At 74.3% G+C, this 24734-nt stretch carries 24 protein-coding genes; 11 read left to right on the forward strand and 13 right to left on the reverse strand.

The features are described from left to right. Window positions 1–50: 50 nt before the first annotated feature. The 3 genes from C8N24_RS05695 to C8N24_RS05705 are packed head-to-tail and all read right to left on the reverse strand — an operon-like array spanning window position 51 to window position 3356. Window positions 51–1325 (reverse strand): 1,4-alpha-glucan branching protein domain-containing protein, encoded by a 1275-nt coding sequence (locus tag C8N24_RS05695; protein ID WP_121248853.1) that lies wholly within the window; start codon window positions 1323–1325, stop codon window positions 51–53. Further along, window positions 1322–2086, reverse strand: a complete 765-nt coding sequence (locus C8N24_RS05700) for a class I SAM-dependent methyltransferase (RefSeq protein WP_121248855.1) — start codon at window positions 2084–2086, stop codon at window positions 1322–1324. The genes C8N24_RS05695 and C8N24_RS05700 overlap by 4 nt, the downstream gene beginning before the upstream one ends. A gap of 13 nt (window positions 2087–2099) precedes the next feature. Further along, a complete protein-coding gene (locus C8N24_RS05705) occupies window positions 2100–3356 on the reverse strand; it encodes a cryptochrome/photolyase family protein (RefSeq protein WP_170178866.1) in 1257 nt (418 codons plus the stop codon). A gap of 37 nt (window positions 3357–3393) precedes the next feature. On the opposite strand from C8N24_RS05705, the gene C8N24_RS05710 reads away from it, so the two are divergent. Next, on the forward strand, window positions 3394–4017 hold the full coding sequence (locus C8N24_RS05710) for an LON peptidase substrate-binding domain-containing protein (RefSeq protein WP_245971770.1): 624 nt from the start codon (window positions 3394–3396) through the stop codon (window positions 4015–4017). Here the strand turns inward: C8N24_RS05710 and C8N24_RS05715 are convergent. Genes C8N24_RS05715 through C8N24_RS05730 form a run of 4 tightly spaced genes read right to left on the reverse strand, consistent with a single transcriptional unit; the run spans window position 4007 to window position 6893 of the window. Further along, complete coding sequence (locus C8N24_RS05715) at window positions 4007–4612, reverse strand: ankyrin repeat domain-containing protein (protein ID WP_121248859.1); 606 nt, start codon at window positions 4610–4612, stop codon at window positions 4007–4009. The two genes, C8N24_RS05710 and C8N24_RS05715, sit on opposite strands and share 11 nt — an antisense overlap. Before the next feature lies 1 nt (window position 4613). Then, window positions 4614–5018, reverse strand: a complete 405-nt coding sequence (locus C8N24_RS05720) for a hypothetical protein (protein ID WP_121248861.1) — start codon at window positions 5016–5018, stop codon at window positions 4614–4616. After that, window positions 5015–5353, reverse strand: coding sequence for a hypothetical protein (locus tag C8N24_RS05725; RefSeq protein ID WP_121248863.1), 339 nt, complete (start codon window positions 5351–5353; stop codon window positions 5015–5017). The genes C8N24_RS05720 and C8N24_RS05725 overlap by 4 nt, the downstream gene beginning before the upstream one ends. A gap of 1 nt (window position 5354) precedes the next feature. Then, window positions 5355–6893 (reverse strand): Na+/H+ antiporter, encoded by a 1539-nt coding sequence (locus tag C8N24_RS05730; RefSeq protein WP_170178867.1) that lies wholly within the window; start codon window positions 6891–6893, stop codon window positions 5355–5357. Window positions 6894–6913: 20 nt separating this feature from the next. On the opposite strand from C8N24_RS05730, the gene C8N24_RS05735 reads away from it, so the two are divergent. Beyond that, window positions 6914–7135 carry a sulfurtransferase TusA family protein gene (locus C8N24_RS05735; RefSeq protein WP_121248868.1) on the forward strand — a complete coding sequence of 74 codons (222 nt, stop codon included), beginning with the start codon at window positions 6914–6916 and terminating at the stop codon, window positions 7133–7135. Here the strand turns inward: C8N24_RS05735 and C8N24_RS05740 are convergent. The 3 genes from C8N24_RS05740 to C8N24_RS05750 all read right to left on the reverse strand — a co-directional run bounded on the left by C8N24_RS05740 (window position 7121) and on the right by C8N24_RS05750 (window position 10093). Beyond that, window positions 7121–8758: an MFS transporter gene (locus C8N24_RS05740; RefSeq protein ID WP_121248870.1), complete on the reverse strand. Its 1638-nt coding sequence runs from the start codon at window positions 8756–8758 to the stop codon at window positions 7121–7123. The genes C8N24_RS05735 and C8N24_RS05740 overlap by 15 nt on opposite strands. Window positions 8759–8770: 12 nt before the next feature. Next, window positions 8771–9361 (reverse strand): winged helix-turn-helix domain-containing protein, encoded by a 591-nt coding sequence (locus C8N24_RS05745; RefSeq protein ID WP_121248872.1) that lies wholly within the window; start codon window positions 9359–9361, stop codon window positions 8771–8773. Window positions 9362–9466: 105 nt separating this feature from the next. Then, window positions 9467–10093, reverse strand: coding sequence for an HAD family hydrolase (locus C8N24_RS05750; protein WP_245971907.1), 627 nt, complete (start codon window positions 10091–10093; stop codon window positions 9467–9469). Between the two features lie 34 nt (window positions 10094–10127). Between C8N24_RS05750 and C8N24_RS05755 the strand changes: the two genes are divergently transcribed. The 7 genes from C8N24_RS05755 to C8N24_RS05785 all read left to right on the forward strand — a co-directional run bounded on the left by C8N24_RS05755 (window position 10128) and on the right by C8N24_RS05785 (window position 17401). Continuing rightward, window positions 10128–10550, forward strand: coding sequence for a hypothetical protein (locus tag C8N24_RS05755; protein ID WP_121248876.1), 423 nt, complete (start codon window positions 10128–10130; stop codon window positions 10548–10550). Beyond that, window positions 10535–11488, forward strand: coding sequence for a quinone oxidoreductase family protein (locus C8N24_RS05760; protein WP_121252965.1), 954 nt, complete (start codon window positions 10535–10537; stop codon window positions 11486–11488). The genes C8N24_RS05755 and C8N24_RS05760 overlap by 16 nt, the downstream gene beginning before the upstream one ends. A 76-nt stretch (window positions 11489–11564) precedes the next feature. Further along, on the forward strand, window positions 11565–12128 hold the full coding sequence (locus C8N24_RS05765; protein WP_170178869.1) for an RNA polymerase sigma factor: 564 nt from the start codon (window positions 11565–11567) through the stop codon (window positions 12126–12128). Window positions 12129–12131: 3 nt separating this feature from the next. Further along, complete coding sequence (locus C8N24_RS05770; protein WP_147447652.1) at window positions 12132–12575, forward strand: hypothetical protein; 444 nt, start codon at window positions 12132–12134, stop codon at window positions 12573–12575. An 8-nt stretch (window positions 12576–12583) separates the two neighbouring features. Next, window positions 12584–15379, forward strand: coding sequence for a CHAT domain-containing protein (locus C8N24_RS05775; protein WP_121248882.1), 2796 nt, complete (start codon window positions 12584–12586; stop codon window positions 15377–15379). Between the two features lie 15 nt (window positions 15380–15394). Continuing rightward, the gene (gene lepB / locus C8N24_RS05780; protein WP_121248884.1) at window positions 15395–16015 is read left to right on the forward strand and encodes a signal peptidase I; all 621 of its coding nucleotides are present in this window, start codon (window positions 15395–15397) and stop codon (window positions 16013–16015) included. 63 nt (window positions 16016–16078) lie between these two features. Next, on the forward strand, window positions 16079–17401 hold the full coding sequence (locus C8N24_RS05785) for an FAD-binding oxidoreductase (RefSeq protein ID WP_121248886.1): 1323 nt from the start codon (window positions 16079–16081) through the stop codon (window positions 17399–17401). 3 nt (window positions 17402–17404) lie between these two features. On the opposite strand, the gene C8N24_RS05790 is transcribed toward C8N24_RS05785, so the two are convergent. Continuing rightward, window positions 17405–19303, reverse strand: coding sequence for a M14 family zinc carboxypeptidase (locus C8N24_RS05790; protein WP_121248888.1), 1899 nt, complete (start codon window positions 19301–19303; stop codon window positions 17405–17407). Window positions 19304–19381: 78 nt separating this feature from the next. Next, window positions 19382–20620 carry a hypothetical protein gene (locus C8N24_RS05795; RefSeq protein WP_121248890.1) on the reverse strand — a complete coding sequence of 413 codons (1239 nt, stop codon included), beginning with the start codon at window positions 20618–20620 and terminating at the stop codon, window positions 19382–19384. An 84-nt stretch (window positions 20621–20704) separates the two neighbouring features. Here C8N24_RS05795 and C8N24_RS05800 point away from each other — a divergent pair, with 84 nt between their 5' ends. Both C8N24_RS05800 and C8N24_RS05805 read left to right on the forward strand, forming a co-directional pair. Further along, window positions 20705–22015, forward strand: coding sequence for a glycosyl hydrolase (locus tag C8N24_RS05800; RefSeq protein ID WP_121248892.1), 1311 nt, complete (start codon window positions 20705–20707; stop codon window positions 22013–22015). Continuing rightward, a complete protein-coding gene (locus C8N24_RS05805; RefSeq protein WP_121248894.1) occupies window positions 22012–23742 on the forward strand; it encodes a hypothetical protein in 1731 nt (576 codons plus the stop codon). The genes C8N24_RS05800 and C8N24_RS05805 overlap by 4 nt, the downstream gene beginning before the upstream one ends. A 119-nt stretch (window positions 23743–23861) precedes the next feature. On the opposite strand, the gene C8N24_RS34590 is transcribed toward C8N24_RS05805, so the two are convergent. Next, window positions 23862–24668, reverse strand: a complete 807-nt coding sequence (locus C8N24_RS34590; protein ID WP_211339851.1) for a hypothetical protein — start codon at window positions 24666–24668, stop codon at window positions 23862–23864. Window positions 24669–24734 lie beyond the last annotated feature (66 nt).

The raw sequence follows: 24734 nt of genomic DNA on the forward strand, positions 1-24734 counted from the left end.
TACACATCGCCTCATCCGAATGATCGACCGGCGGGCCTTGAGACTTGAGGCTAGGGCTGGACGAATGCCCAGTCCGCGAGGTTCGGCGCGAGGTTGCGAAGCTCGTCGGACGACCCGTCCACGAGCGCCGCCTCGAACGCCGCCCGGTGCGCCTCCGCACGCTCGCGGGGGTACTCGCCCGCGCTGGCGTTGGCGATCTGGAAGGCCCAGTCCGAGCTCTGCAGCGCGAGCAGCTCGCGCAGCGCACGCGGGCCGGCCTCCGTGCCGAGCGCGGTCAACTCCGCACGACGCTGCGCCCACGCGATGCCGCCCGCCCGGGGCGCGCTCCACGTGCGCAGGTCCCGTCCCTCGCCCCAGCTCGTCGGCGGCACCTCCGCCGGCGCGGGCGCCGGGTCGTCGACCGCGACGGGCACCACGTGGGCCAGCTCGAGCACGCGCTCGAGGAACGTCACGCCCTCGTGCCAGTGGTGGCCGAACAGCTCGGTGTCGAAGGCCACGACGGCGCCCTCTGTGAGATCCCGCACGAAGCGCTCCGCGTCCACGCGCGCGCGGGCGTGACCGCGCTCCGGGTCGTACGCGGTGCCGTCGACCGCCCACGCCTGGTGCGCGTGCGCGGTCAGCCGGTTCGTGTCGCGGTAATCGCCGTGCGACGGGTAGCCGCGGTGGTCCCAGACGAGGTCGATGCCGTGCCGGTCGAGCGGGACGAGCGCGATGCCGGCCTCGGTCCGGCGCGGATCGCCGACGCCCACGTTGGTCCAGTCGACGCAGGTGACGTGGACGCCGGCCTCCTCGAGCAGATGGTCGATCCACGGCGCGTGCGCGCACTCGGGCAGCCAGAAGCCGCCGTGCCAGGCGCCGAAGCGCTCGCGGTGCGAGGCGATCCCGGTCTCCACCTGCAAGCGCAAGCCGGCGTCGGTCGCGAGCAGCGGCAGGACGGCGTGCGTGGCCGCCGACGTCCACTGCACGTGCGGGCGGAAGGCGGCGATCAGGTCGCCGCGGCGCTCGAGCGCGTCCGCGGCCTGCTCGTAGCGGTGGGCGCTGTACTCGAGCTGCGGGTGGTCCGGGAGGTCGAGGGCGTGCGAGGCGGGCCGGATCTCACGCAGGAAGCGCAGGCAGCGGTCGAGCGCGCCCGGCGCCTCCAGCTGGTCGGCCAGCACGGGCGTGATCGACAGCGTGACCTTGCCCGGGTGGCGGTCGAGCACGTCCAGCAGCGGCAGGTAGCTGGTGGCGACCGCCTCCCACAGCCACTCCTCGCCGAACGGCCACGTCCCGAAGCCCTCGACGTAGGGCATGTGCGTGTGCAGGACGATCGAGCAGCGCTTCACGGGCGCAGCACCGCCAGCAGGTCCAGGCTGCGGTCGAGCGCGCCCGCGCGCAGCGTGAAGTCGCGGGCGCTGATGGCCGGGTTGAAGCGCTCGTAGAACGGGCGCGTGAGGTGCAGCGACTGATGCACCCGGTCCCAGCCCAGGTGCTCGATCGCCACCTGATGCGCGCGCAGCTTGCGCGCGTGGAACAGCCCGAGCAGCTCGACGCGCGAGAAGTGACGCTCGCACAGCTCCCGGTACTCGTCCGGCTTGTACTCGCGGACGTGCCACGGGTTGCCCGAGCGCTCCTCGCCCTTGGGCGCGAGCGTGAGCACGTTCGGCGTGGAGACGTAGGCGACGCCGTCCGGCTCGATCAGCGACCGGATGTGGGCGAGCATCGCGTCCGGGTCCTGGATGTGCTCGATCGTCTGCAGGAACACGACGCAGTCGACGTCGCCCTGCCAGATCTCCACCATCGTGCGCTCGAACTCGACCCGCTTGTACTTGGCCTTGGCGTGCTCGAAGGCCTCCGGGTTCGCGTCGACGCCGATCACGTGCGCGGCGGTGTTGGCCAGCACGTCGGCGCCGTAGCCCTCACCGCTCGCCAGGTCCACCACCCGGCGGCCGTGCACGCGGTCGGCGATCCACTCGTAGACCACCAGATGCCGGCGGAACCAGTAGTTCTCCTCCGGGACGTCGGGGAGCGTGCGCTCGCCGGTGAGGTGCAGCGGCGGGACGCCCTCGGGCTGGTCGCGCTGGACGTAGAGCTGTTGTTCGGGCACTCAGCGCGGCAGCTTACGTGCCGCGGGCACGCCCGTACGCCTCCATCGTCCGCTTGCGCTCCACCGCATGGTCGACGATCGGCGTGATCGTCTGGCTGTCCGGCGCCCAACGCGCCACGTAGTCGCCGTCGGGGTCGTGCCGCTGGAGCTGCAACGTGGGGTTGTAGAAGCGCCGGTAGAGCGGCGCGGGATCGACGCCGACGGACGAGATCCACTGCCAGTTGCCGTTGTTCTGGGCGACGTCGCCGTCGATCAGGTAGCGCATGAAGTGCTGCTCGCCGCGCCGCCAGTCGATGTGCAGGTCCTTGACCAGGAAGCTCGCCGTGATCAGCCGGGCGCGGTTGTGCATCCAGCCCGTCTGCGCGAGCTGGCGCATACCCGCGTCGACCGCGGGATAGCCCGTGCGGCCCTCGCACCACGCGTGGAAGTGCTCGTCCTCGCCCTCCCACTCGATCGCGTCCATCTCCGCCTGGTGGGCGTGGCGGGTGTTGCGCGGGTGCTTGAGCAGGACGTGCGCGTAGAAGTCGCGCCACGCGAGCTGGCGGGCGAACTTGCCGCTCGAGCGGGTCTCCAGCTCGCGGGCGCTGACGCAGCCGAAGTGCAGGTAGGCGGACAGGCGCGAGGTCTGCAGCGCCATGTTCACCCGCGCGTCGTCGTAGGTCGCCGGGTCGAACGCGAGCATCTGCCTGCGGCCGGCCGCCTCTCCCCCGTGCTGGTCGCCGCGCTTGCCGGGCGCCGGGATCGTGCCGACCGCGAGGTTCGACGGCACCGTGACCGTGCGCGGCGCGCCGAGCACGTCCCGCCGCGGCAGCTCGCGCCACGCGCGCCAGAACGGGGAGAAGACGCTGTAGGGCTTGACCTTGCCGATGTCGGCGATGAAGTTGCCGGGCGTGCGGCGCGGCTCGACGCCGGCCTCGGTCAGCGCCGCCTCGACCCGCTGGTCGCGCCCCATCGCGAACGGCGAGACGTCGGACGCGAAGTACGTGGCGGTGGCTCCGTGCTCACGCGCCAACCGCGGCAGCTCCTGCTCCGGCGTGCCGCGCACCACCACCAGGTTGCCGCCGCGCTCTTGCAGCGCCTTGCGCAGGTCCTTCAGGCAGTCGAGCAGGAACGCCGCGCGGTACTCGCTCTCGAACCGTCCTTCCAGCAGCCGCGGGTCCAGCACGAACACCGGCACGACGCGCTCGAACGCGTCCAGCGCGGCCCGCAGCGGCGGGTGGTCGTGCACGCGCAGATCGCGCCGGAACCAGACGAGGGCGGTCGTGGCCATCATCCGCTTTACGGGGTGAGCCGTAGACTGGATCGTCGTGGAGACGGTGCGCGATTTCCCGCTGTTCCCGCTCGGCTTGGTCGCCCTGCCGAGCGAGCTGATCCCGCTCCACATCTTCGAGGAGCGCTACAAGGCGATGGTCGCGCGCTGCCTGGAGGAGGAGTCCGAGTTCGGCATCGTCTGGCTCGCCGACGACGGGCTGCGGCCGATCGGCTGCGCCTGCGAGATCGCCGAGGTGCTCGAGCGGATGCCCGACGGGCGCATCAACCTCCTCGCGCGCGGGACGCGGCCGTTCCGGATCGACTCGCGCCAGGATGAGCTCGCGTACCCGGCGGGCGTCGTGGAGTTCCTCGACGACCGCGACGAGCCGCTCGACGAGGACGCCGCCGCGGCCGCCCACGGCGCCTACGCCGAGCTCGTGCTGCAGGCCACGGACAAGACGCCGGACCCGGACGAGATCGCCGCGATGAGCGCCTACGCGATGGCCGCGACCGTCGAGTTCGGGCTGGACGCCAAGCAGGGCCTGCTCGACCTGCGCTCGGAGACCGCGCGCATGAAGCTCGTCGCGCGGCTGTGCCGCGCCGCGATCAAGCGGCTCGACTTCATCGACCGCGCGCAGGCCCGCGCGCGGTCGAACGGCAAGGTCCACTTCACGGGTTGAACAGCGCGCGGACGTCCTCGTCCGTCGCCATGTCCCGTGGCATGACGCCCTCGTCGTCGGCGAGCGCGGGGTTCGCGCCGTGGCGCAGCAGCAGCTCGACCAGCTCGCGCGAGTTGGTGTGCGCGGCGGTGTGCAGCGGCGTGTAGCCGCCCTCCTGCTGGACGTTGGGATTGGCGCCCGCCTCCAGCAGCGCCGCGACGGACTCGATGTCGCCCGCCGCGGCGGCGCCGTGGATCGGGCGGCCCTTGAAGCGGTTGACCGCGTCGGCGTCGGCCGGGGCGCCGGCGGCGAGGATGGCCCTGACCGTCTCCGGGCCGGCGAAGAACGCCGCCAGGTGCAGCGGCGTGAAGCCGTCGCCGCTGCGGACGGACAGGTCCGCGCCCTCCAACAGCGCCGTCTCGCCGAGCGCGGCCGCTTCCAGCGGCGTGATGGGCGCGCCGGCGGCGATCAGCGCGGCGGTCGCCTCCGCGTTGCGGTGATAGCGGGCGAGCAGCAGGATCGAGACGCCGTTGGCGTCCTTCGCCGCCGCCAGCTCGGGCTGCTCGCGGAGCAGCCACGGGAGACGACCGGACGCGATGGCCGCTTGCGGATCCATGTCAGCGCCGCACGATCCCGCAGACGTCCTCGCCCACGTCCTTGGTGAAGGCCATGAGCCGCGCGAACGGCGCGGGCATCGGGCGGGAGGTGTCGGCGAAGGAGAGGGTCCCGGCTTCCATGCGTACACCGTAGGTGAGCACGGAATCCCGAGCGGGTTCGAGCACGAGGTGCAATTCCGCCTGCTCGGACAGGTCGCGCTCGAGCTCCCGCGCGCGCAGCAGGGTCTCGTTCGGGATCGGGTGGCGCTTGCCGCCGTTGCACGTGACGCTGCCGTCGTCGGACACCAGCAGCGTGAGGTTCGCGTTGGTGTCCGCGCCCGTGCGCTTGACCTCGAACAGGTCGGGCGCGGGCGAGCCGCAGCCGGCGAGGACGACGGCCGCCGCGACGGCGAGCGCCCACCTCACACGAACACCAGGCGCGCGCCCGCGGTCTCTTCCAGGAACTGCGGCGTGGAGATCGTGGCGAGCCGGCTGACGCCCGTGGCCTGGGCCGCGGCCGCGCAGGCCTTGACGTCGCAGGTGGCGAGCGCCGTGTCGCGGAGCGCGCTGAGCGTGGCGCGGAACGGCTCGCGCTCGGCCTCGATCACGTGCCGGGGCGGCGGCGGGTCGAACAGCGCGGTGAGCGCGCCGAAGCCCACGAGCGCGCGGGCCTTCTCCCCCGCGGCGGCGGCGCTGACGAGCAGCGACAGCCCCATGTACAGGCGTTCGGCGTCGTCGGTCTCGAGGATCGCGGCGAGCATCTCAGAGCCGAATCCTGGCACGCAGACGTGAGTCGTCGAGGTCGAGCTCGCGTTCCATCTCACGCAGGACGTCCGTCGGGTACTCCTGATCCCGCCGCATCCCGCGCAGCACCTCGCGCTCGGCCTCGATCATCTCCGCCATCAGCTTGCCCGCGCGGGCGACGTCGGTCTGGCCGTCCTCGTCGTGGTTGCCCTCGACGCGCGCCTCCAGCCGCTCGAGGCGCGAGCCGTAGCGGTCGCGCAGGCGCTGCACCACGTGGTCGGGCGCGTCATCCTCGAGCTCGTCGAGGCGGTCGAGCGCCGCCTGCGTGAGCTTCAGGCGCGCCTCGGCGTCCTGGCGCTTGTGCTCCTCGCTCTGCTGGAGGCCGAGCCGCTTGACGAGCGCCGACAGCGTCAGGCCGGGCAGCACGAGCGTCAGGACGATCGTCGCGTAGGCGACGAAGATGACGAGGTCGCGGTTCGGGAAGTCGTCGACCGGGATCGCGAGCGCGACCGCCAGGGAGACGCCGCCGCGCATGCCGCTCCACGCGATCACGATCCGCTCCGCCTTCGTGGTGTCCGAGTGCAGGAACGTCGGGATGACGAGCATCCACAGCGCGCGCACGCCCATCACCACGGCCGTGATCAGCAGCGCGTAGAGGCCGAGCGTGACGAAGTCGGCGTCCTCGATGCGCTCGATGATCGTCGGCACCTGCAGGCCGATCAGCACGAACAGCAGGCCGTCGAGCAGGAACGCCGTCGACTCCCAGAAGGCGAGCGTGCGCAGGCGCGTGGACGGCTCGATGATGTCCAGCGAGCGGGCGCCGATGAACAGGCCGGCGGTGACCGTCGCCAGCACGCCCGAGACGTGCACCTCCTCGGCCGGGACGTAGGCGACGAACGGGGTCAGCAGGCTCAGCGCGACGTCGAGCGACGGGTCGGTGACGATCCGGCGCAGGTGGGCGAAGACCCAGCCGACCACGAGCCCGATCGCGATGCCGCCCAGCGCGACCCCGACGAACTTGCCGGTGATCTCGAAGACCGAGCCGGCGCTGGCCCCCACGGCGGCGACCGCGAGCCGGTAGGCCGTCAGGCCGCTCGCGTCGTTGACCAGCGACTCGCCCTTGAGGATCGTCTTGGCGCGGCCGGTCACCCCGAGCCGGTCGAGGACGGCGGCGGCCGACACCGGATCGGTCGGGCCGAGCACCGCGCCGAGCACGAAGCCCGCGGCCCACGGGATGCCGAGCACCACGTTGGCGACCGCGGCCACCGCGGCGATCGTCACCAGCACCAGGCCGACGGCGAGCAGGCCGATCGGCTTGGCGTTCGCCTTCAGCTCGGAGGTCGAGACCCCGATCGCGGCCGCGTACAGCAGCGGCGGCAGGAAGACGAACAGGATGATGTCCGGGTCCACCTCCGGCGACGGCAGGCCCGGGACGAGCCCGATGACGAGACCGCCGACCACGAGCACCACCGGGTACGGGACGCCCGAGCGCAGGCCGAGCCCCGCCAGCACGACGACGGCGAACAACAGGAAGACGAACAGCTCGACTTGGGCCACGGCATCATCTAACCCGGATCGTGGAGGTACTACTCGACGCTCGAGGCTTGCGGTGCCCGGTGCCACTCTTGCGGGCACGGGCCGCGCTGCGCGACGTGGGCCCCGCCGACGTGCTCGTGGTGCTCGCGACCGATCGCGAGGCGCCGATCGACCTCGGCGCGTTGGCGGCCGACGCCGGGCGCGCGTGCGCGGTGACGTCGGCCGGCGGCGTGTGGCGGATCGAGCTGCTAGCCGAGCAGTGACAGCAGGTTGATGGTGCTGCGTGGGTCGACGCCGTGCTCGCGCTCGAAGTCCGCGGCGCGGCCCTCGTCGAAGATGGCGAGGGCGAGCTCCTCGCGGGAGACGCCGACCTTGCACGCCGCCTCGTTGAGCTGCGCCAGCACCCGCGCCTGGATCTCGCCGGACAGGCCGCTCGCGCCGGGCACCTCCCGCGGGTCGCACGGGTCGGCGAGCGTGACCGACGGCGTGCGGTCCGAGCGCGCTTCGGTGGCGTAGACGACCGCCGCGCCGACCGCGACCGCCGCCGCGAGCAGGATCGCCGGGCGACGGAAGAGGCGCACGTAGATCAGCGCGGCGAGCAGCGCGAGGGCGGCGGCGATCAGGTACGCGACCCGGAACGCCTCCAGCACCGCCGCGACCACCACGTCGTCCAGCCGCTGCCCGAGCCGGTCGTAGACGTCCGCGCTGTCGGCGAAGCCGCCGCGCTGGGCGTCCACGGCCTGGTCGAGCGTCTCGCGCGGCGCGTCCGTGTCGATGTCGTCGAGCAGGGCCGGCGCGAGCTGCAGCTTCTTGAGCGGGTCGATCTGCGCGTCCAGCACGAGCGACGCGCCCTTGAGGATCGCCTCGTCGGTGGCGCGGGTGAGCTGCGCGGTGGCGATCGGCGCGAGGATGGCGAGCACGAGCACGATGCCGACGTGGCGCGCGACCAGCGTCCGCGCGGCCTCCTCCAGATCACGCTCGGGGCTGAGCGCGGGCAGCGCGAGGCCCATCCCCGCGCCCGCGAGGATCTGCGGCACGAGCGTCCACGCGACGCTCGCCGCCGGCAGGAACGCGAGCGCGGCGGCGCCACCCGCGAGCAGCAGCGCGCCGCCCAGCGCGCGGATGTCCACCGAGCCGGGCAGCGCGGCGGCGGCGAGCGCGGCGAGCGGCAGCACCGAGACGCCGAGCGCAGCCCGCAGCGGCGAGATCGCGAAGCCCGCCACGAGCTCGATCACGAGCAGGAAGAGCACGGCCGTGAACGCGGCGGCGGTGAACGCGAGCGCGGCGAGGTTCGGCCACGAGACCGGCCCGGCGACGGCGGGGGCGGCCGGCCACTCGCGCGACCTCGCCGCCCCGGCGGGCTTCTCCCGCCCGGCCGGCGTGGGCGTCGCCCGGCACGCCCAGGCGGCGGCCAGGGCCAGCGGGACCTGCACGACGAAGATCGCCCGCCAGTCGAAGGCCTCGGTGAGCACGCCGCCGATCGCCGGGCCCGCGGCCGTGCCGATCAGGGCGGCGCCGAGCCACCAGCGTCGGCCCGCGCGCGAGTCGCCGGCCTCGAGGACGTGGAAGGCGGTCAGCAGCGCCGCGGCCGCGCCGGCGGCCTGCAGCGCGCGGAAGCCCAGCATCACCCACAGGTTCGGGGCGACGGCGCAGCCGATCGAGGCGGCCGCGAACAGCAGCAGCCCGGCCGGGCCCGGGCGCAGGGCGCGGGCCGGCCAGATGCAGGCGGCGAGGACGAGCGCGTAGACGCCGACGATCGCGGCCGCGCCGGTGATCGTCGTGTCGAACTCGACCAGGATCGGCGGAAGCGCGAGCGCGACGATCGACGCGTCGGCCAGCGCGAGTGCAGCGGCGATCGCGACGAGCGCGCGTCGGGTTCCGGCCATTGGCCGGAGAGCTTATTCCTGGTGCTCGTAGTGCAGGATCGCCAGCTCCATCGGGACCTTGGACGAGCCGTTGCCGTTCGAGCGCCGCTCGGACGCGCGCGCGTTGATCTCCCGCGCCCGCTCGACGGTCTCGCGCAGCAGCTCCGCGATCTCGGTGGCACCCTGCTCGTCGAGCTCCAGCGGCGCCCGCAGGACGACGCTGGACGGGCTGTCGAACCCGCCGGCGTCCGCGGCCGCGGTGACGCTCCCGAAGATGTGCTGGAGGTTCTGCCCCAGGATCCCCCGGCGTGCAGAACGCGGCAGCTTCTGCCAGTCGGCTTCGCTGAACCAGACCGTGGTGACGGCTCGGTAGAAGTGCTCGAGCGCGCCGCGTCGCGGCTCGGTGCGCACCAGCTCGATCGCTCCGAGGTCGTTCAGCAGGCGGATGTGGTAGCTGACCCGCCCCAACGGCAGGTCGAGCTCACGCGCCAATTGGTTCGGGCTGGCGGTCCGCCCGTCGAGCATTCCCAGCAAACGATGTCTGAGCGGATGGGAGATCGCCCTGAGCAGCGATTCGTCCAGCTCACCCGAGCCCTGCGCCGGGTGCGTTTCAGCTTCGGCCATTGCAACCTCCAGAAGACGTGAATCAATCTACGCCTCCCGACACAAAAAGTCATCAAGCTGTCAACTTTGCGTGGCGCTTTTGCTCTGAGCGGGAACTTTGGGTTCCTAAAGCGCCCCCAGCGCAAGTATTCCAGCCGCGCTAATTATGTTGACGACGCGGTCCGCTACCGCCAGGGACGCCTCCGTCCCGGGCACTCTGCAGACCGCCAGCGTGGGCATCCCGGCCGCGCGACCCGCGGCCACTCCGGGAGCCGAATCCTCGACGACGACGCATCGTTTCGGAGCGATTTCTAGCCGCTCCGCGGCGCGCAGAAACATGTCCGGCGAAGGCTTGCCGTGCTCGACCTCGTCGCCGGCGATCGTGATGTCGAACTCGAGTCCGACGCTCGCGAGCGTCCGGTCGAGCCGCTCACGCACCGACGAGGAAGCCACCGCCACCGGCACTCCGCGTTCGCGCAGCTCCGCGAGCGCCTGCAGCGCGTCCGGGAACGGCTTCAGCTGCGTCTCATAGAGCCCGAACAACGTCGCGTGCAGGTCGACCTTGAGGGTCTCTGGGGGCGGGATCTCCACGCGCTGCGACATGTACGCGTGGGTCCGCTTGTAGGTCGTCCCGAGGCACGCCTCGAGGTCTGCGTCGGTGACGGCGTAGCCGTAGGGCGCGAGCGTGCGACGCCACGCCTCTCCCGAGAGCGGCTCCGAATCCACCAGCGTTCCGTCGCAGTCGAAGATCACTCCGAGCAAGGCGCGAGAGCCTAGCCTTCGCCTGATGAGCCGCTCACGGGATGCGCTGCTGGCCGGCCTCGTCGGCTCCATCGTCTCCGGCGCGCCCTCCACGGTCTGGACGCTGCTCGAGGGCGGCGACCCGGCCGAGGGCGGCCGCGCGCTCGGGAAGGTGCTGCTGCCGCGCGAGGAGCGCACGCTCGTCCTGCTCGCCGCGGGCGCGCCCGTGCACGGCGCGCTGTCGCTCGGGTGGGCGGCCGTGCTGGAGCGGCTCCTGCCGGAGGGCCGCGAGCCGCTGTGGGGTGCGGTCGGCGGGGTGGCGATCGCCGCGCTCGACCTGGCCGTGCTCGGCCGCTTCGTCCCGCCGATCGCCGCGCTGCCGCAGGGGCGCCAGTGGGCCGACCACGTCGCCTTCGGGCTCAGCGTGGGGCTCGTACTGCGAAAGTGCCGGTCATGCGCGCGATCGTGATCGAGGAGAAGGGCGGCCCCGAGGTCCTGCAGCTGCGGGACGAGCCGGAGCCGGTGGCGGGCGACGACCAGCTGCTGGTGCAGGTCGAGGCCGTCGGCGTCAACTACCGCGACGTCTACGAGCGCGAAGGGCGAGGGGCCGCGTACGGGCGCGCGAAGGTGCCGCTGATCGTCGGCGCGGAGGGCGCGGGCACGGTGCTGCGCGGTGCCGGCGACGTCGCCGAGGGCGACCGCGTCGCGTGGGTGGCGGCGCCCGCGTCGTACGCCGAGCGCGTCGCGGTGCCGGTCGGCGCGGCGATCCCGGTGCCGGACGGCGTCACGTCCGAGCAGGCCGCGGCAGTGCTGCTGCAGGGCATGACCGCGCACTACCTCGCGTACTCGACCTACGCGGTGCAGGCCGGCGACCTCGTCGTGGTCCACGCGGCCGCGGGCGGCGTCGGGCTGCTGCTCGTGCAGATGGTCAAGGCGCTGGGCGGGCACGTGCTGGCGACGACGTCCTCGGAGGAGAAGGCCGCGCTCGCGCGCGCGGCGGGCGCGGACGAGACGCTGCGCTACGAGGACGTGCGCGAGCGGGCGCTCGCGCTCGGCGGGGCGCACGTGGTCTACGACGCGGTCGGCGCGACCACGTGGGAGGACTCGCTCGCGTCGCTGCGCGCGCGGGGCTTCATGGTCCTGTACGGGATGTCGAGCGGACCGGCGCCGGAGTTCGACCCACAGGAGCTGCAGGCGAAGTCGCTGTACGTGACGCGTCCCGGGCTCCCGCAGTACACCGCGACGCGCGAGGAGCTGCTCGAGCGGGCGGGCGCGGTGCTCGGCTGGGTGGCCGACGGGTCGCTCGACGTGCGGATCGGCGAGCGCTACCCGCTCGAGGACGCGCGGCGCGCGCACGAGGACCTGGAAGCGCGTCGGTCGACCGGGAAGCTGCTGTTGGTGCCCTGACGTATCAGCGCGCGGGCTCGGCGCTCTGTTGGGACGCATGACGACGTCAAGCCCGCTCATGGTACGTTCGCGCGACATGGCTGAGGTGGCCTCCTTGGTGCACGCCGCAGCGGATGGCGACCGCGCCGCCTGGGACGCGCTGGTGGACCGTTACAACGGGCTCGTGTGGTCCGTCGCGCGGTCCCACCGGCTCTCGACGGTGGACGCCTCCGACGTGGTGCAGACGACCTGGCTCCGCCTGGTCGAGCACCTGGGCCGCCTGCAGGACCCTGAGCGCGTCGGCGCCTGGCTCGCCACGACGGCGCGCCGGGAGTGCCTGCGCACGTTGCGTCACTCCGCCCGGATGGTCGCGGTCGAGGACCCCCCGGAGCAGGTCACGGAGCCGCAGCTGGACGCCGCGTTGCTGGTGGAGGAGCGCGACCGCGCGCTGTGGCAGGCCTTCGGCGGGCTCTCCGAGCGCTGCCAGGCCCTGCTCCGGCTCCTGGTCGCGGACCCGCCGCCCAGCTACGACGAGGTGTCGGTCGCGCTGGACATGCCGGTCGGGAGCATCGGTCCGACCCGTCAGCGGTGCCTGGATCGGCTCCGCGGGCTGGCCGAGGGCGAGGGCGTCACCACGTCCGACACCTCCGGAGGGAGCTGAGCCATGGATGATCTGGAAGCCCGCTTGCGCGGGATCGTCGGCCACGTCGACCCGGTGCCGCCGGGCGTCGACGAGGCCGCCCGCGCCGCCTTCGGGTGGCGCACGATCGACGCGGACCTCGCCGCGCTGCTGCGTGACTCGGCGGACGAGGCGGTCGAAGCCGGCGTGCGCGGCCCCGGCGGCCCGCGGCAGCTGTCCTTCGAGTCGCCCGCGCTGGGCATCGAGCTGGAGGTGACGGACGTCGGGCCGCGCGAGCGCCGGCTCGAGGGCCAGCTGCTGCCGCCCGCGGCGGCGGTCGTGACGATCGAGCGCCCGGGCGAAGCGTCCGTGTCGGTGCAGGCGGACGAGCTCGGCCGGTTCGTGCTCGACGGGCTGCGCGCGGGGGTCGTGCGCCTGCACGTCCTGCTGCGCGGGGCGCAGATCGCGGTGCCCTGGACGACGATTTAGGGGAGTTCGTGCTCGCGGTCGCCGAGGAGGCGGTGCGACTGGCGTCCGCCGACGCGCGGGCGGCGCGCCGGGCGGCCGCCGCGGTGGTGGCGGAGACCGCCGACGTCGAGGCGCGGTCGGTGGCGGAGCGGGCGCTCGGGCTCGCCGCGCTCGAGCTGGGCGACCCCACCGGCGCAGTGGCCCACCTGCAGCGCGCGCGGGCACTCGCGGTCACCGGCGACCTCAAGACGCGGATCGGCGAGGCCGACATGTCCCTGGCGCTCGCGCTGACGCTGCTCGGCGACACGGCGCAGGCGCTCGCGTGCCTGGACCGCGCGGAACCCGTGCTCGACGGCCACCTGCGCGCGCGGGCGCAAGGCCAGCGCGCCTTGGTCCTGCAGAAGCTCGGCCGGCTCGACGAGGCGTTGGCGGGCTACCGGCGGCCGTTGCGCGCGCACCGCGCGGCCGGCGACACGCTGTGGGAGGCGCGGCTCCTGTGCAACCGCGGCGTGCTGCAGATCTACCGCGGCGCGCTGGCCGCCGCCGAGGCCGACCTGGCGCGTGCCGAGCGGCTGCACGAGTCGATCGGCCAGGCGCTCGCCGCCACGCAGGTCCGCCACAACCGCGGCTGGCTCGCCGCTCGCAGCGGCGACGTCCCGCGCGCGCTCAAGTGGTACGACCGCGTCGAAGCCGAGTACCGCGACCATGGCGTCCCGCTCGCGCTCCTGCTCATGGACCGCTGCGAGGTGCTGCTCTCCGCCCGCCTCGCGGCCGAGGCCAAGGCGAACGCCGACGCCGCCGCGACCGAGCTCGCCGCCGCGGGCTTCGCCGCCGACCTCGCCGAGGCCCACCTCCTCGCCGCCCACGCGGAGCTGCTCGTGGGCGACACGACCGCCGCCCGCGAGCACGCCACCCGCGCCGATCAGGCGTTCACCCGCCAGCGCCGCCCGGGCTGGGCCGCGCTGGCAAGAGCCGCGACGGCGGAGGCCGCGTGGCTGGAGGCAACCCGCGCGAACGCGAGCGGCGCGGCCAGCGGCGGCGCGGGAGGCGCGACGGGCGCCGGCGGCCCGGCCAGCGCAGGCGCGGCCGGCCCGGCCAGCGCGGGTGTGGCCGGCCCGGCCAGCGCGGGTGTGGGCGACACGGACCCGGGCGACGCCGCGCCGGTCGACGCGGGCCGGCGCGAGCGGCTCGAGGGCGCGCTCGTCGCGGCGCAACGGGCCGTGCGTGCGCTCGAGCGGGTCGGGTGGGACGTGGAGGCGCTCGATGCGCGGCTCATCGCCGGGCGGGCCGCGCTCGCGCTCGGGCGGGAGCGGCTGGCGCGGAGGTACCTGGGGCTCGCCGCGGCGCGACGGGACCGCGGGCCGGTGCAGGTGCGGACGCGCGCGGCGCACGCCGCGGCGTTGTTGCGGCTCGCGCAAGGGGACCGGCGCGGCGCGAGCGCGGCGGTCGCGGCCGGGCTGCGCGCGCTCGAGGCGCACCAGATGGCGCTGGGTGCGACCGAGCTGCGGGCCCACGCGTCCGGGCACGGGGAAGCGCTCGCGACGCTCGGGCTGCGGCTCGCGGTGGAGTCCGGGTCGGCGCAGCGGGTGCTCGTCGCCGCCGAGCGCCGGCGCGCGGCCGGGCTGCTGCGACGGCCCGCGCGGCCGCCGGACGACGCCGCGCTCGCGCACGAGCTGCAGGAGCTGCGGCGGACGACCTCCGCGCTCGAGGCGGGCCTGCGCGACGGGCAGCCCGAGGCCGAGTTGCGACGGCGGCAGGCGTCGCTCGAGCGGTCGGTGCGGCGGCGCGCGCTGCAGGCCCGCTGGGAGAGCGGCGACGTGTTCGCGCCCAAGCTCGGCGGGGTCGACCCGGTGCCGTCGATCGGGGAGCTGTCCGTCGCGCTCGGCGAGCGCGACCTCGTCGAGTTCGTGGCGCTCGACGACGAGCTGCTCAGCGTGACGGTCGCGGACGGCCGGGCCACGCTGCGACGGCTCGCCTCCGCGACCGAGGTGGCGAAGGAGGTCGCGAGCCTGCGCTTCGCCCTGCGCCGCCTCGCCACCGCACCGCCCGGCAGCCGCACCGCGCAGGGCATGGCCGACGTCGCCGCAACCGTCGCGGCGAGGCTCGACGCGCTGCTCGGCCTCGCCGACGCCGGCGGCGAGCGGCCACTCGTGATCGTCCCCACCGGGGACCTGCACGCGCTGCCGTGGGCGATGGTGCCGAGCCTCGAGCGGCGCGCGTTGACGGTCTGCCCCTCCGTGCGGCTCTGGTACCGGGCGGCGCTCGTGCCGGCGCCGCGCGCGCCGCGTCACGTGCTGGTCGCCGGTCCGCGGCTGCCGGCCGCGACCGAGGAGGTCGAGGCGCTCGCGCGCCGGCATCCCGAGGCGACCACGCTCACGCACGCGCGGGCGACGGTCGGCAACGTCACCGACGCCCTCAGCACGGCGAACACCGCCCACATCGCCGCGCACGGGCGGTTCCGCGACGACAACCCGCAGTTCTGCAGCCTCGAGCTCGCGGACGGGAACGTGACGGTGTACGACCTCGAGCGCGTGCCGCGCCTGCCGCAGCGGATCGTGCTGGCCTCGTGCGAGTCGGGGCTGTCGGCCGTGCATGCGGGGGACGAGCTGATGGGGTTCACCGCGGCGGTGCTCACGCTCGGCACGAGCACGGTGATCGCGGCGGTCGTGCCCGTCCCGGACGCGGCGACGAAGGGCCTGATGCTGCGGCTGGACGAGGCGCTCCAGGCGGGTGAGGAGCCGGCGCAAGCGCTCGTGAACGCTCGCGCTGAGGGCGTTCTCATGAGCGCCGGCGGAGCGTCGTTCGTCTGCTTCGGCGCGGGCTGACTACCCTTCGCAGGTGTGAAGTCGAAACCGCTCCGCTCGACGGTTGAACTCGTCCTGACCGTCGCCGTGGCGCTGTTCTTCGCCCTGACGATCCAGGCCTTCGCCGTCAAGCCGTACCGCATTCCGTCCGAGTCGATGGTGCCGACGCTCGAGATGGGCCAACGCATCCTCGTCAACCGGTTCTCGCACAAGATCGGCGGCGACCCGAGCCTCGGGGACGTGACCGTCTTCACCCCGCCGAACGGGACGGACGAGCAGCAGTGCGGGAATCCGGGCGAGGGCCCGTTCTACAGCGACGGCGCCGCGTCCCGGCAGTCGTGCTCGAAGCCCACGAGCAAGAAGTCCGACACGACGTTCGTCAAGCGCGTCGTCGGCATGCCCGGGGACACGATCGCGGTCGTCAACGGCCACGTGGTCCGCAACGGCAAGCGCGTGAGCGAGCCGTTCGCGTCCGAGTGCGCCGATCCCTCCTGCAACCTGAACCCGATCAAGGTCCCGGCCGGGCACTACTTCATGATGGGCGACAACCGCGGCAACTCCGAAGACAGCCGCTTCTGGGGGCCGGTCCCGCGCGACTGGGTGATCGGCAAGGCGGTCGTCACCTACTGGCCGCCCAAGGAGATGGGCGGGGTATAGGGCGGGCCCTGCCTTAGGAGGATCCCTGATGCGCGCGGCCCGCGCTCAGGCCACGATCGGCGCATGCTGATCACGGACCGATCCTCCGCCGACGTCCACGCCCTCCGCGCCCGCCTCCACGGCGAGGTCCACGGCCCCGAGGACCCCGGCTACGACGCGGTCCGCACGCCCTGGAACACGGCCGTCGATCAGCGCCCCGCCGCGGTCGTGCTCCCCCGGACGGACGCCGACGTCGTCGCGATCGTCGACTTCGCCCGCGAGCACGGCCTCGAGATCGCTCCGCAGGCCACCGGCCACGGCGCGGGCGCGCACGGGCCGCTCGAGCACACGCTGCTCGTCTCCACCAAGCACATGCGCGGCGTGCGGATCGACCCGCGGGCCCGCACCGCGCGCGTCCGCGCCGGCGCCGTCTGGGGCGACGTGACCGGCCCCGCGGCGCGCTACGGCCTCGCCCCGCTCGCGGGCAGCTCGCCCACGGTCGGCGTCGTCGGCTACACGCTCGGCGGCGGCTTCGGCTGGCTCGCCCGCGCGCACGGGTTCGCCTGCAACAGCGTCACGGCGATCGAGCTCGTGACCGCCGACGGTGAGCACGTGCGCACCGACGCCCGGACCCACCCCGAGCTGTTCTGGGCGTTGCGCGGCGGCAACACCAGCACCTACGGGATCGTCACCGCGATCGAGCTCGAGCTCCATCCCGCGAAGGACCTGCACGGGGGCGCGCTCGTCTTCCCGGGCGCGCGTGCCGAGGGCATCTTCCGGGCCTGGCGCGACTGGACGAAGACCGTGCCGGACACCGTCAGCTCGCTCTGCCGCATCGTCAACCCGCCCGGCGGCGAGCCGGTCGTGCTGATCGAGGTCGCCGTCCTCGGAGACGACGACGCGATCCTCGCGCCGCTGCGTGCGCTGCAGCCGGCAGCGGACCTGATCGGCCCGATGACGCCGGACCAGCTCACCGCGATCCACAACGACCCGAAGGACCCGAGCCCGGGTGCGCACGGCCACCGGCTGCTCGGCGAGCTCTCCGACGGCGCGCTGGACGCGCTCGTCGCCCACGCCGGAACGCCGATCGTCTCGGTCGAGCTGCGCCACATGGGCGGGGCGACCGCCCGCGGCAGCGCCCGCCATGGCGCGCTCGACGAGGTGCACGCCGACTACGCGCTGTTCGCCGTCGGGATCGTGCCGGACGCGGAGGCCGCGATGGCCGTCGACGCCGCGCTGACGCGCCTGACCGACGCGCTCGAGCCCTACGACGCCGGCCGTGCGCTGCTGAACTTCACGCACGGCGCGGGCCGCTTCCACGACGGGTTCACGCAGCACCGCCTGCGCGCCCTCAAGGCCCAGATGGACCCTGAGGGCGTGTTCGCAAGCCGCGGGCAGACCCCGTAGGACCTACGGGTTCGTCGTGCTCAGCGTGAACGTGAGCGTCTTCGAGTAGGTGCCCGTGCGCAGCGCGTCGGTCTTGCCGATCGCCTGCTTGAACGTCACCGGCACCTTCTCGTTCGACGTCGGCGCCGTCCACGTCTTGACGACCCCGAGGCCCTGCAGCGGCTTCGCGAGCGTGAAGGCGCCGTTGGTCAGGTAGCCGGGGTTGGCGCCGGTGTCGGCGACGCTCAGCGTCGCGTCACCGGCCGTGGAGATCACCGTCGCGTCGGTGGACGCCGTGTACTCGGCGTCGACGCCCGGCGTGAACGCGCCGAACGTGGCCGGCGCGCCGAGCGTGAGCGCCAGCGTCGCCGGGACCGAGCCGCCGACCGTGCCCTCGGTGCACAGCGACAGGTCGGTCGTCTGGCCCTTGTCGACCAGCACCGTCTTGGTGTCGACGACCGTGCCGTCCGGCTTCGAGCACGTCAGCGTCCAGCTCTCCTGGTAGTAGCCGCTGGGGCCGGGGACCATGCCCTCGGCGCGGTACGGCGGGACCGGGCGCACCGACGGGTTCACGTGGAACGAGAACTTGCCGTTGGCCGGCACCTGCATCCACGACTCGAGGTGCGTCGGGATCGCCTGCGGCGGCGAGAACGACGCCGGCGTCGTGTTGAGGCGGATCGTATTCGTGTAGAGGTTGAAGTCCTTGGTGACCTTCAGCGTGTAGCCGGCCGGGGCCGTGCCGTTGATGACGGAGTGGCCGCTCGCGATCGTCGAGTAGACGAGCGACTGGTAGAAGGCGTCGCGCATCGCGTGGCCGCCGTACGCCGCCTTGATGTCCGCCGCCGCGTCGTCCGGCACGTAGCCGGTGTAGTCGCCGGTGGTGCAGTTGACGTAGTTCGGGGCCTTGCCGGCCTTGTTGGTGGCCGACGCGCGGTTGCAGGTGGTCGAGCCGCCGACGGTCTCGGGCGTGACGGCGAAGCCGCGCGTCGCGTAGTAGGACCAGTCGATCGTCTCGCCGGAGGTCTCGTAGTCGTGCGCGGAGTCGCGGACGTTGGTGTAGCCGTTGTTGGTGGCGTTGGCCATCGCGACCGAGAGACCACGGATCGAGTCCAGGTCGGCGGGGAAGCCGGCCGCGACCTCGAGGCCCGGGTAGAAGAACGCGTGCGAGTTGTTGTGGTTCGTGAGCAGCGCCACGACCTGGTTGTTCTTCACGATGTCCATCGTGTTCTGGACCTCGGGCTCCGAGCCCGGACCCAGGCCGCGCGCGGCGAACGAGACGCCGATGTTCGAGCCCCAGCCGAACGGATAGTTGCGGTTCATGTCCGTGCCGGTGGTCGCGCACGTCGAGCCCGCGGGCGGCGGGGTGATGCCGCCGCAGTTCGCGCGCCGGTTGCGCACCCAGCCGTCGACGTTGACGACCGGGATGACGATCATGCGGACCTTGTCCAGGAGCGCCTTGACCTTCGCGTTCGTCTTGGACGTGTTGATCACGTCGTAGATGAACTCCAGCGTGTGCTCGCCGGCGGCCCACTCGTCACCGTGGATCGAGCCCATCATGAAGTAGACCGGGCGGCCGTCGTAGGCGCCGACGTTGTTGGCGATCTCGACGTACTTGATCTCGCGGCCCTCGACGCTCTTGCGCGGCGCGGTCTTGAGCGTCACGAGGGACGGGTTGGCCGAGGCCAGGTTCGCCAGCTCCTGGTTAATCTGGTCGTACGTCCGGTAGCCGAAGTTGTCGGCGCTGCCGACCGTCGGCGACACCACGCGGCCCGACGGCATCGTGGTGAGCGGCGTCAGTCCGAGGTCCTTGAAGGCGGCGACGGCCGCGTCCACGTTCGGCTCGGCCGACGCGGCGGCCGGCACGGCACATCCCACGAGCGCCGCCGCGACGGCAGCGCCCATGACCTTGCTTCTGAGCGACATGATCCCCCTCTTCAGGCAGCGCGCCCGGACCGCGCGTGCGTATTTGCGCCGCGACCCTATGCCGGGCCGCGGGCGAGATCAAGGCACTGGCCGCTGGGAAACCTCAACGCGGGTCGGCGTCGACTGCCAGGCGAGGATCGCCGTCTCGCCGTCGTAGGCCACCGACGGCTGGTGCGGCTCCTGCTCGGCGCCCGAGACGTCCTCCGGCGCGCCGAACGCCGTGCCGTCGAAGGGCACGGCCCAGATCCGGTCCTTGGCCGCCACGGCGACGACGGCCTGGCCGCCGGTGCTCGTGGCGAGGTCGCCGAGGCCGATGTCGGCGAAGCTCTGGTCGGGCGCGACCGGCGCGATCGCCTGCGGCGCGGCGATCGAGCGGCCGTTGACGAGCGACGCCTTGATGGCGTCCGAGCCGGAGAAGGCGACGATCCCGCGCCCGCCCGCGAAGGCCGCCCGCACGCCGACGCCACCGGCGATCACGTCGTCGCCGTACGTGTCGAGCTGCTTCGGCGCGCGGAAGCCACGCGTCGCCGTGCGCGCGGTCGCCCACGCGGAGCCCTTGGCCGCCTCGCCCTCGTTGATGCGCTGGTCGATCCAGGCGACGATCGCGCGCCGGTCGTCCCCGAGCGCCACGGCGAGCTTCAGGGCCGCGTCGGTCTTCCCCAGCGCCTTGACGGCGGACAGCCGCTGCGAGCGCGCGTACCAGTAGCGCGCCTCGATCGTGCCGCTGCGGTCCCAGGCGACGAGGACGTCGCCGCCCGCGTTGGTGGCCACGGCGACCGAGCGGATGTGCCCGCGGCCGGAGAGCGTCTGCGTCGGGCCGAGCGCCTGACCCGTCTGGCGGACGAGGTAGACGCGGCCGATGCTGCCCGCGCCGAACGTGCTGAACACCGCCGCTCCGGGCGCCGCGGCCGCGCGTGCCCCGCCGGTCTTCGGGCCGCGCAGCGACGTGCGCCACTGGCTGTCCGGGCTTCCCGCCGCCTGGCCGACGAGCACGCGCTCCTGGCCGTTGGAGCCGACGTACAGCGCGCGCTTGCCGCCCGCGAACGCGCCGTAGGTGGTGTCGAAGCCGCTCGCGCCCGGCCAGTCGACGGCCTGGGCGGAGCCGTCGAGCGGCGCGCGCAGGACCGGACGGGCGAAGCTCGCGCCCGGCCCGTTGAAGGCGACGGTGCCGGTGCCGCCGGCGAAGAGGACGTGCGGCGCGGCCGTGGCCTCGCTCGACACGGAGACCGGGGCGCTCCAAGGCGGTGCGGCCTGAGCGGCGCCCGGTAGCGCCAGCGCCGCGGCGGCGGTGGCGATCAGGGTCCTGGGGAGGTTCATCTCCTTACAACTAGACGGTCGCGATGAGGGTTCGGTCACACCTTGGTGGCCGCAGAGGTCCACCTGCCAGGCAAGATGTCATGAGTGCTCCGCGTCGGATTGCTCATCGTGGTGCTGCTCGCCGTGGCAGCGCCGTCGGCTCGCGCCGCCGTGCCGGTCGGCCTGGCGGACCAGCAGGCGTCGGCGCTCGTCGACCCGCGCTTCACCGCCCTCGGGTTGCGCAGCGCGCGGGTGGTGACGCCGTGGGACGCCGCCCTGGGCGAGTCGGCGGAGCTCGATCGCTGGCTGCGTACCGCGCACGGCCTCGGGGTCGACGCGTTCGTGTCGTTCGGGCGCCGCGTCGGCGAGGACTGCCGCACCGGGCCGTGCCGGCTTCCGAGCGCCGACGAGTACCGCGCCGCGTTCCTCGCCTTCCGCGCGCGCTGGCCATGGGTGACGACGTTCGGCACCTGGAACGAGGCCAACCACCCCGGGCAGCCGACGGCCAACGCGCCGACCGCCACCGCGCGCCTGTACGAGACGCTCGCCGCCGCCTGCGCCGAGTGCCGCGTCGTCGCCCCGGAGGTGCTCGACATCGACAGCATGCTCGGCTGGCTCCAGCGCTTCCGCGCCGCGGCGCGGCCCCAGCCGCGGCTGTGGGGGCTGCACAACTACGGGGACGTGACGCGCGGCTCGACGACCGCGACGGAGGCGCTGCTCGCGGCCGTGCCCGGCGAGGTCTGGCTGACCGAGACCGGCGGCATCGTCCGGGCGGACCGCTGGCCGTACGACGAGGGCCGCGCGCGGCTCGGCGTCCTGCGCGCGCTGCGGCTGGCGGACGCGCATCCCGACCGCATCGGGCGCGTGTTCCTCTACCAATGGCGCGCCGCCTGGTGGGAGCCGTGGGATGCCGGCCTGATCCGCCCCGACGGCACGCCCCGTCCCGGCTACGCCGTGCTCGCGGACTACGTGGACGTGCCCGCGCCGCCCGTCGTCGAGCGCCTTCCGGACGGCACCGAGGTACCCGTGCGCGACGTTCCGCTGTGGGAGGACGGCCCGGCGCCGCGCGGCGACGAGCCCGCGCGGCGCAAGGACGCCGCCACGCCGGACGCGGTGACGATCGTCCGCCGGGCGCGGGTCAGCCGCGCCGGCGTGGCGAGCGTCCGCGTGGCGTGTCCGGCGCGCGCGCTCCGACCGTGCACGAGCCGCCTGAGCGTCCGCACCCGGGTCCATCGGGGCCGTTCCGTGGCGCTCGGCCGTGACCGCGAGCAGGTGCGCCCGGGCCGGGCGGTGACGCTGTCGGTGCGCTTGCCGAAGGCTCGCCGGCGGCTGATCCGGAGCGGGCACACGACCTCGATCGTCGCCCGGGTCGAGGCCGGCTGGCGCCGCGACTTCGTGGTCCGCTGCCCCCGGTGAGCGCGCGCGACGAGTGCGCCGAAGCGTCAACGGCGCGCGGCGAGACGGCCTCGGCGCCCGCGGGCGGCGACGCGGTGCGCGGAGGCGGCGACGCGGTGCGCGAGGGCGGCGACGCGGCCCGTGCGGTGCCCGAGGGCGGCGACGCGGCCCGCGCGATGCCCGGACGCGGCGGCGCCGCCCCCGTGCCCTGGCGTGGCCGTGCGTCGGTCGGCGCGGCCACCGCCGCGATCGTGCTTGCGGTGCTCGCGCGGCTCCTCTACGGGCGCGGCACCGTCGGATACGACGCGGCGTGGGCGCTGCTGTGGGGCGAGCAACTCGCGGACGGTCGGGTGCCGACGCTGGACGCGGACGGCGCCCCCACGCCGCATCCGCTCGCGATCGCCGTCTACGCGCTGTCGTCGCCCTTCGGCGGCACGGAGCTCGTCACGGGCCTGTCGTGGCTGGCGTTCGGGGCGCTCGGGGTGGTCGCGTACGCGCTCGGCGCGGCGGTGTACTCACGCTGGGTCGGAGCGCTGTTCGCGGCGCTGCTGCTGACGCGGCCGCTGCTCGTGCTCGAAGCGGGCCAGGCGATCATCGACGTGCCGTTCCTCGCGCTCGTGCTCGCGGCGATGCTGGCCGAGGTACGCCGGCCCCGCACCGGCTGGGCGGTGCCGGTCCTGCTCGGGCTGGCCGGGCTGCTGCGACCGGAGGCGTGGCTGCTGGCGGTGGCCTGGGCCGTGTGGGCGGGATGGCCGCGACGGGACGAGCGCGCGGCGCCGGCCCGCGGTGCCGGACGGGACGAGCGCGCGGCGCCGGCCCGCGGTGCGGGACGGGACGAGCGCGCGGCGTCCGAGCGCCTGGCGCCGGCGCCTGCCGTCGGGCGAGGGAGGCCCGCGCGGGCGCTTGCGCCGGCGTCGCGGCGCGTGGCGCTGGCGCTGGCGGCGCTCGCGGCTCCGGTCGTGTGGCTGGCGTGCGACCTGGTCGCGACCGGCGATCCGCTGCACTCGTTGCACGGGACGCAGGCGCTCGCGGAGCAGCTCGGCCGGCCGCGCGAGCTCGACACCGCGCTGCGGTCGACGCCGGCCTACCTGCGCTACACGCTGACCGCGCCCGTCGTGTGGCTCGGGCTGGCGGGCTGTGCGGCGGCGATCGCCGCCTTCTACGCGCGGACGCTGCTGCCGCTCGTGGTCGCGGGGCTCGGGCTGCTCGCGTTCCTCGCGCTCGGCGTCAGCGGGCTGCCGCTGCTCAGCCGGTACCTGCTGCTGCCCGCCGCGTTGCTCGCGCTCTGGTGCGCCGTCGCTGCGCTGGGGTTCACCGTCGCGCAGGAGGCGCGCGGCGCGTGGTGGGCGGCCGGTGCGGTCACGCTCGTCGTGCTGGGCGTGACCGCGCACGGCGTGCGCGACCAGCTGCGCGGCCACGTCAGCTTCCTCGGCGGGCGGACGACGGTGGAGCGCGACCTCGGCGCGATCCTCGCGAGCGCGCCGGTCCGCACCGCGCTCGAGCGGTGCGGCGGGGTGCTCGGCCTACCCGACGACGCGCCCGGCCCGCACGCGCGGCGGCTCGTCGGCGAAGGCGTGCGGGTCCGCGGACGTGCGCCGGTCGCACTCCACTACGCAGACGCGCGCGCCCGCTCGGTCTACGTGATCCCGCCCGCGGAGCCGCCAGGGCTGCCTCCAGGGCGGGTCGAGCTCGCGCGCAACGGCAGTTGGATCGCGAGCGCCGCCCCGGGCGGTTGCGCCGCGGGCTGACCGGGGCAGCGCGCTCGCGCGCACGGTCCGGCGTGGTGTCACGAGTCGGACGTTCGCGTGCCGCGAGCGGGCCCGATCGTGGCGCCCGGTCGCGGCCCGCGGACCGCTGGATCGGGACGCTACCGGCGCAGCGCGATCTTGCGCGCCCGCACGGTGCCACGGTTGCCCGCGGTGTCGCGCGTCGTGATCTCCAGCGTGAGGCGCACCGACCGGGTGCGGGCGAGCGCCGACCGCGCCTTGCGCGTGAGCTTGAGCGTCAGCGCGCGCGAGCCGGCCGGCAGCGTCGAGCCGGCCCGGGCGACGACCACGCGGCCGCGGGCGCGCCGGTCGATCCCGAGACGCCGCGCGGTCCGGCGATCGACCGCGGCGCGGACGTCGACCCGGCACCGCTCGTTCGTCGTCACGCGAACACGCAGGCCGGCCCGGCGGACCGTCTTGAGCGTCTGGCGGGCGGCGGTGGACACGCTGACCCGGCACGGCGTGCGGTCGCGGGGCGGCGCCACGGTCGGCGCGACCGTGGGCACCGTCGTCGGCACAGGGGTCGGCGTCGAGCCGCCAGGGACCGCCGTCGGCGACGGGGTCGCGGTGGTCGTCGGCGTCGCGGTGCGGGTCGGGACCGGCGTGCGCGTCGGAGACGGCGTCCGGGTCGGCGACGGGCAGGGGCCTTCGTAGCCGCCATAGCCCCCGTAACCGCCGTAGCCGCCATAGCCCCCGTAACCGCCGTAGCCGCCATAGCCGCCGTAGCCCCCGTAACCGCCATAGCCGCCATAGCCGCCATAGCCCCCGTAACCGCCATAGCCGCCGTACCCTCCGCACGGCGGCGGGCCGGCCTTGCCCACGGCACCTGATCCCTCCGCCAAGCCGAGCGCCAGCGCGATCAGCACGCCCAGCGCCAGCGCGCTGACGATCTTGCGTCCCCGGTCCATCCCCTTGCCCTTCCGTTTCTCATCCTTCACCGTGCAGCGGGCCTAAAGGTAACGGGCGGTGGCGTG

This window comes from Solirubrobacter pauli, assembly GCF_003633755.1.
GTDB lineage: Bacteria > Actinomycetota > Thermoleophilia > Solirubrobacterales > Solirubrobacteraceae > Solirubrobacter > Solirubrobacter pauli.

Coding starts and splice junctions, on each gene's coding strand:
- C8N24_RS05795 (WP_121248890.1), bottom strand. CDS start 20,620: ATGAACCTCCCCAGGACCCTGATCGCCACCGCCGCCGCGGCGCTGGCG.
- C8N24_RS34590 (WP_211339851.1), bottom strand. CDS start 24,668: ATGGACCGGGGACGCAAGATCGTCAGCGCGCTGGCGCTGGGCGTGCTG.
- C8N24_RS05760 (WP_121252965.1), top strand. CDS start 10,535: ATGCGCGCGATCGTGATCGAGGAGAAGGGCGGCCCCGAGGTCCTGCAG.
- C8N24_RS05790 (WP_121248888.1), bottom strand. CDS start 19,303: ATGTCGCTCAGAAGCAAGGTCATGGGCGCTGCCGTCGCGGCGGCGCTC.
- C8N24_RS05755 (WP_121248876.1), top strand. CDS start 10,128: ATGAGCCGCTCACGGGATGCGCTGCTGGCCGGCCTCGTCGGCTCCATC.
- C8N24_RS05745 (WP_121248872.1), bottom strand. CDS start 9,361: ATGGCCGAAGCTGAAACGCACCCGGCGCAGGGCTCGGGTGAGCTGGAC.
- C8N24_RS05740 (WP_121248870.1), bottom strand. CDS start 8,758: ATGGCCGGAACCCGACGCGCGCTCGTCGCGATCGCCGCTGCACTCGCG.
- C8N24_RS05705 (WP_170178866.1), bottom strand. CDS start 3,356: ATGGCCACGACCGCCCTCGTCTGGTTCCGGCGCGATCTGCGCGTGCAC.
- C8N24_RS05770 (WP_147447652.1), top strand. CDS start 12,132: ATGGATGATCTGGAAGCCCGCTTGCGCGGGATCGTCGGCCACGTCGAC.
- C8N24_RS05725 (WP_121248863.1), bottom strand. CDS start 5,353: ATGCTCGCCGCGATCCTCGAGACCGACGACGCCGAACGCCTGTACATG.
- C8N24_RS05785 (WP_121248886.1), top strand. CDS start 16,079: ATGCTGATCACGGACCGATCCTCCGCCGACGTCCACGCCCTCCGCGCC.
- C8N24_RS05765 (WP_170178869.1), top strand. CDS start 11,565: ATGGCTGAGGTGGCCTCCTTGGTGCACGCCGCAGCGGATGGCGACCGC.
- C8N24_RS05715 (WP_121248859.1), bottom strand. CDS start 4,612: ATGGATCCGCAAGCGGCCATCGCGTCCGGTCGTCTCCCGTGGCTGCTC.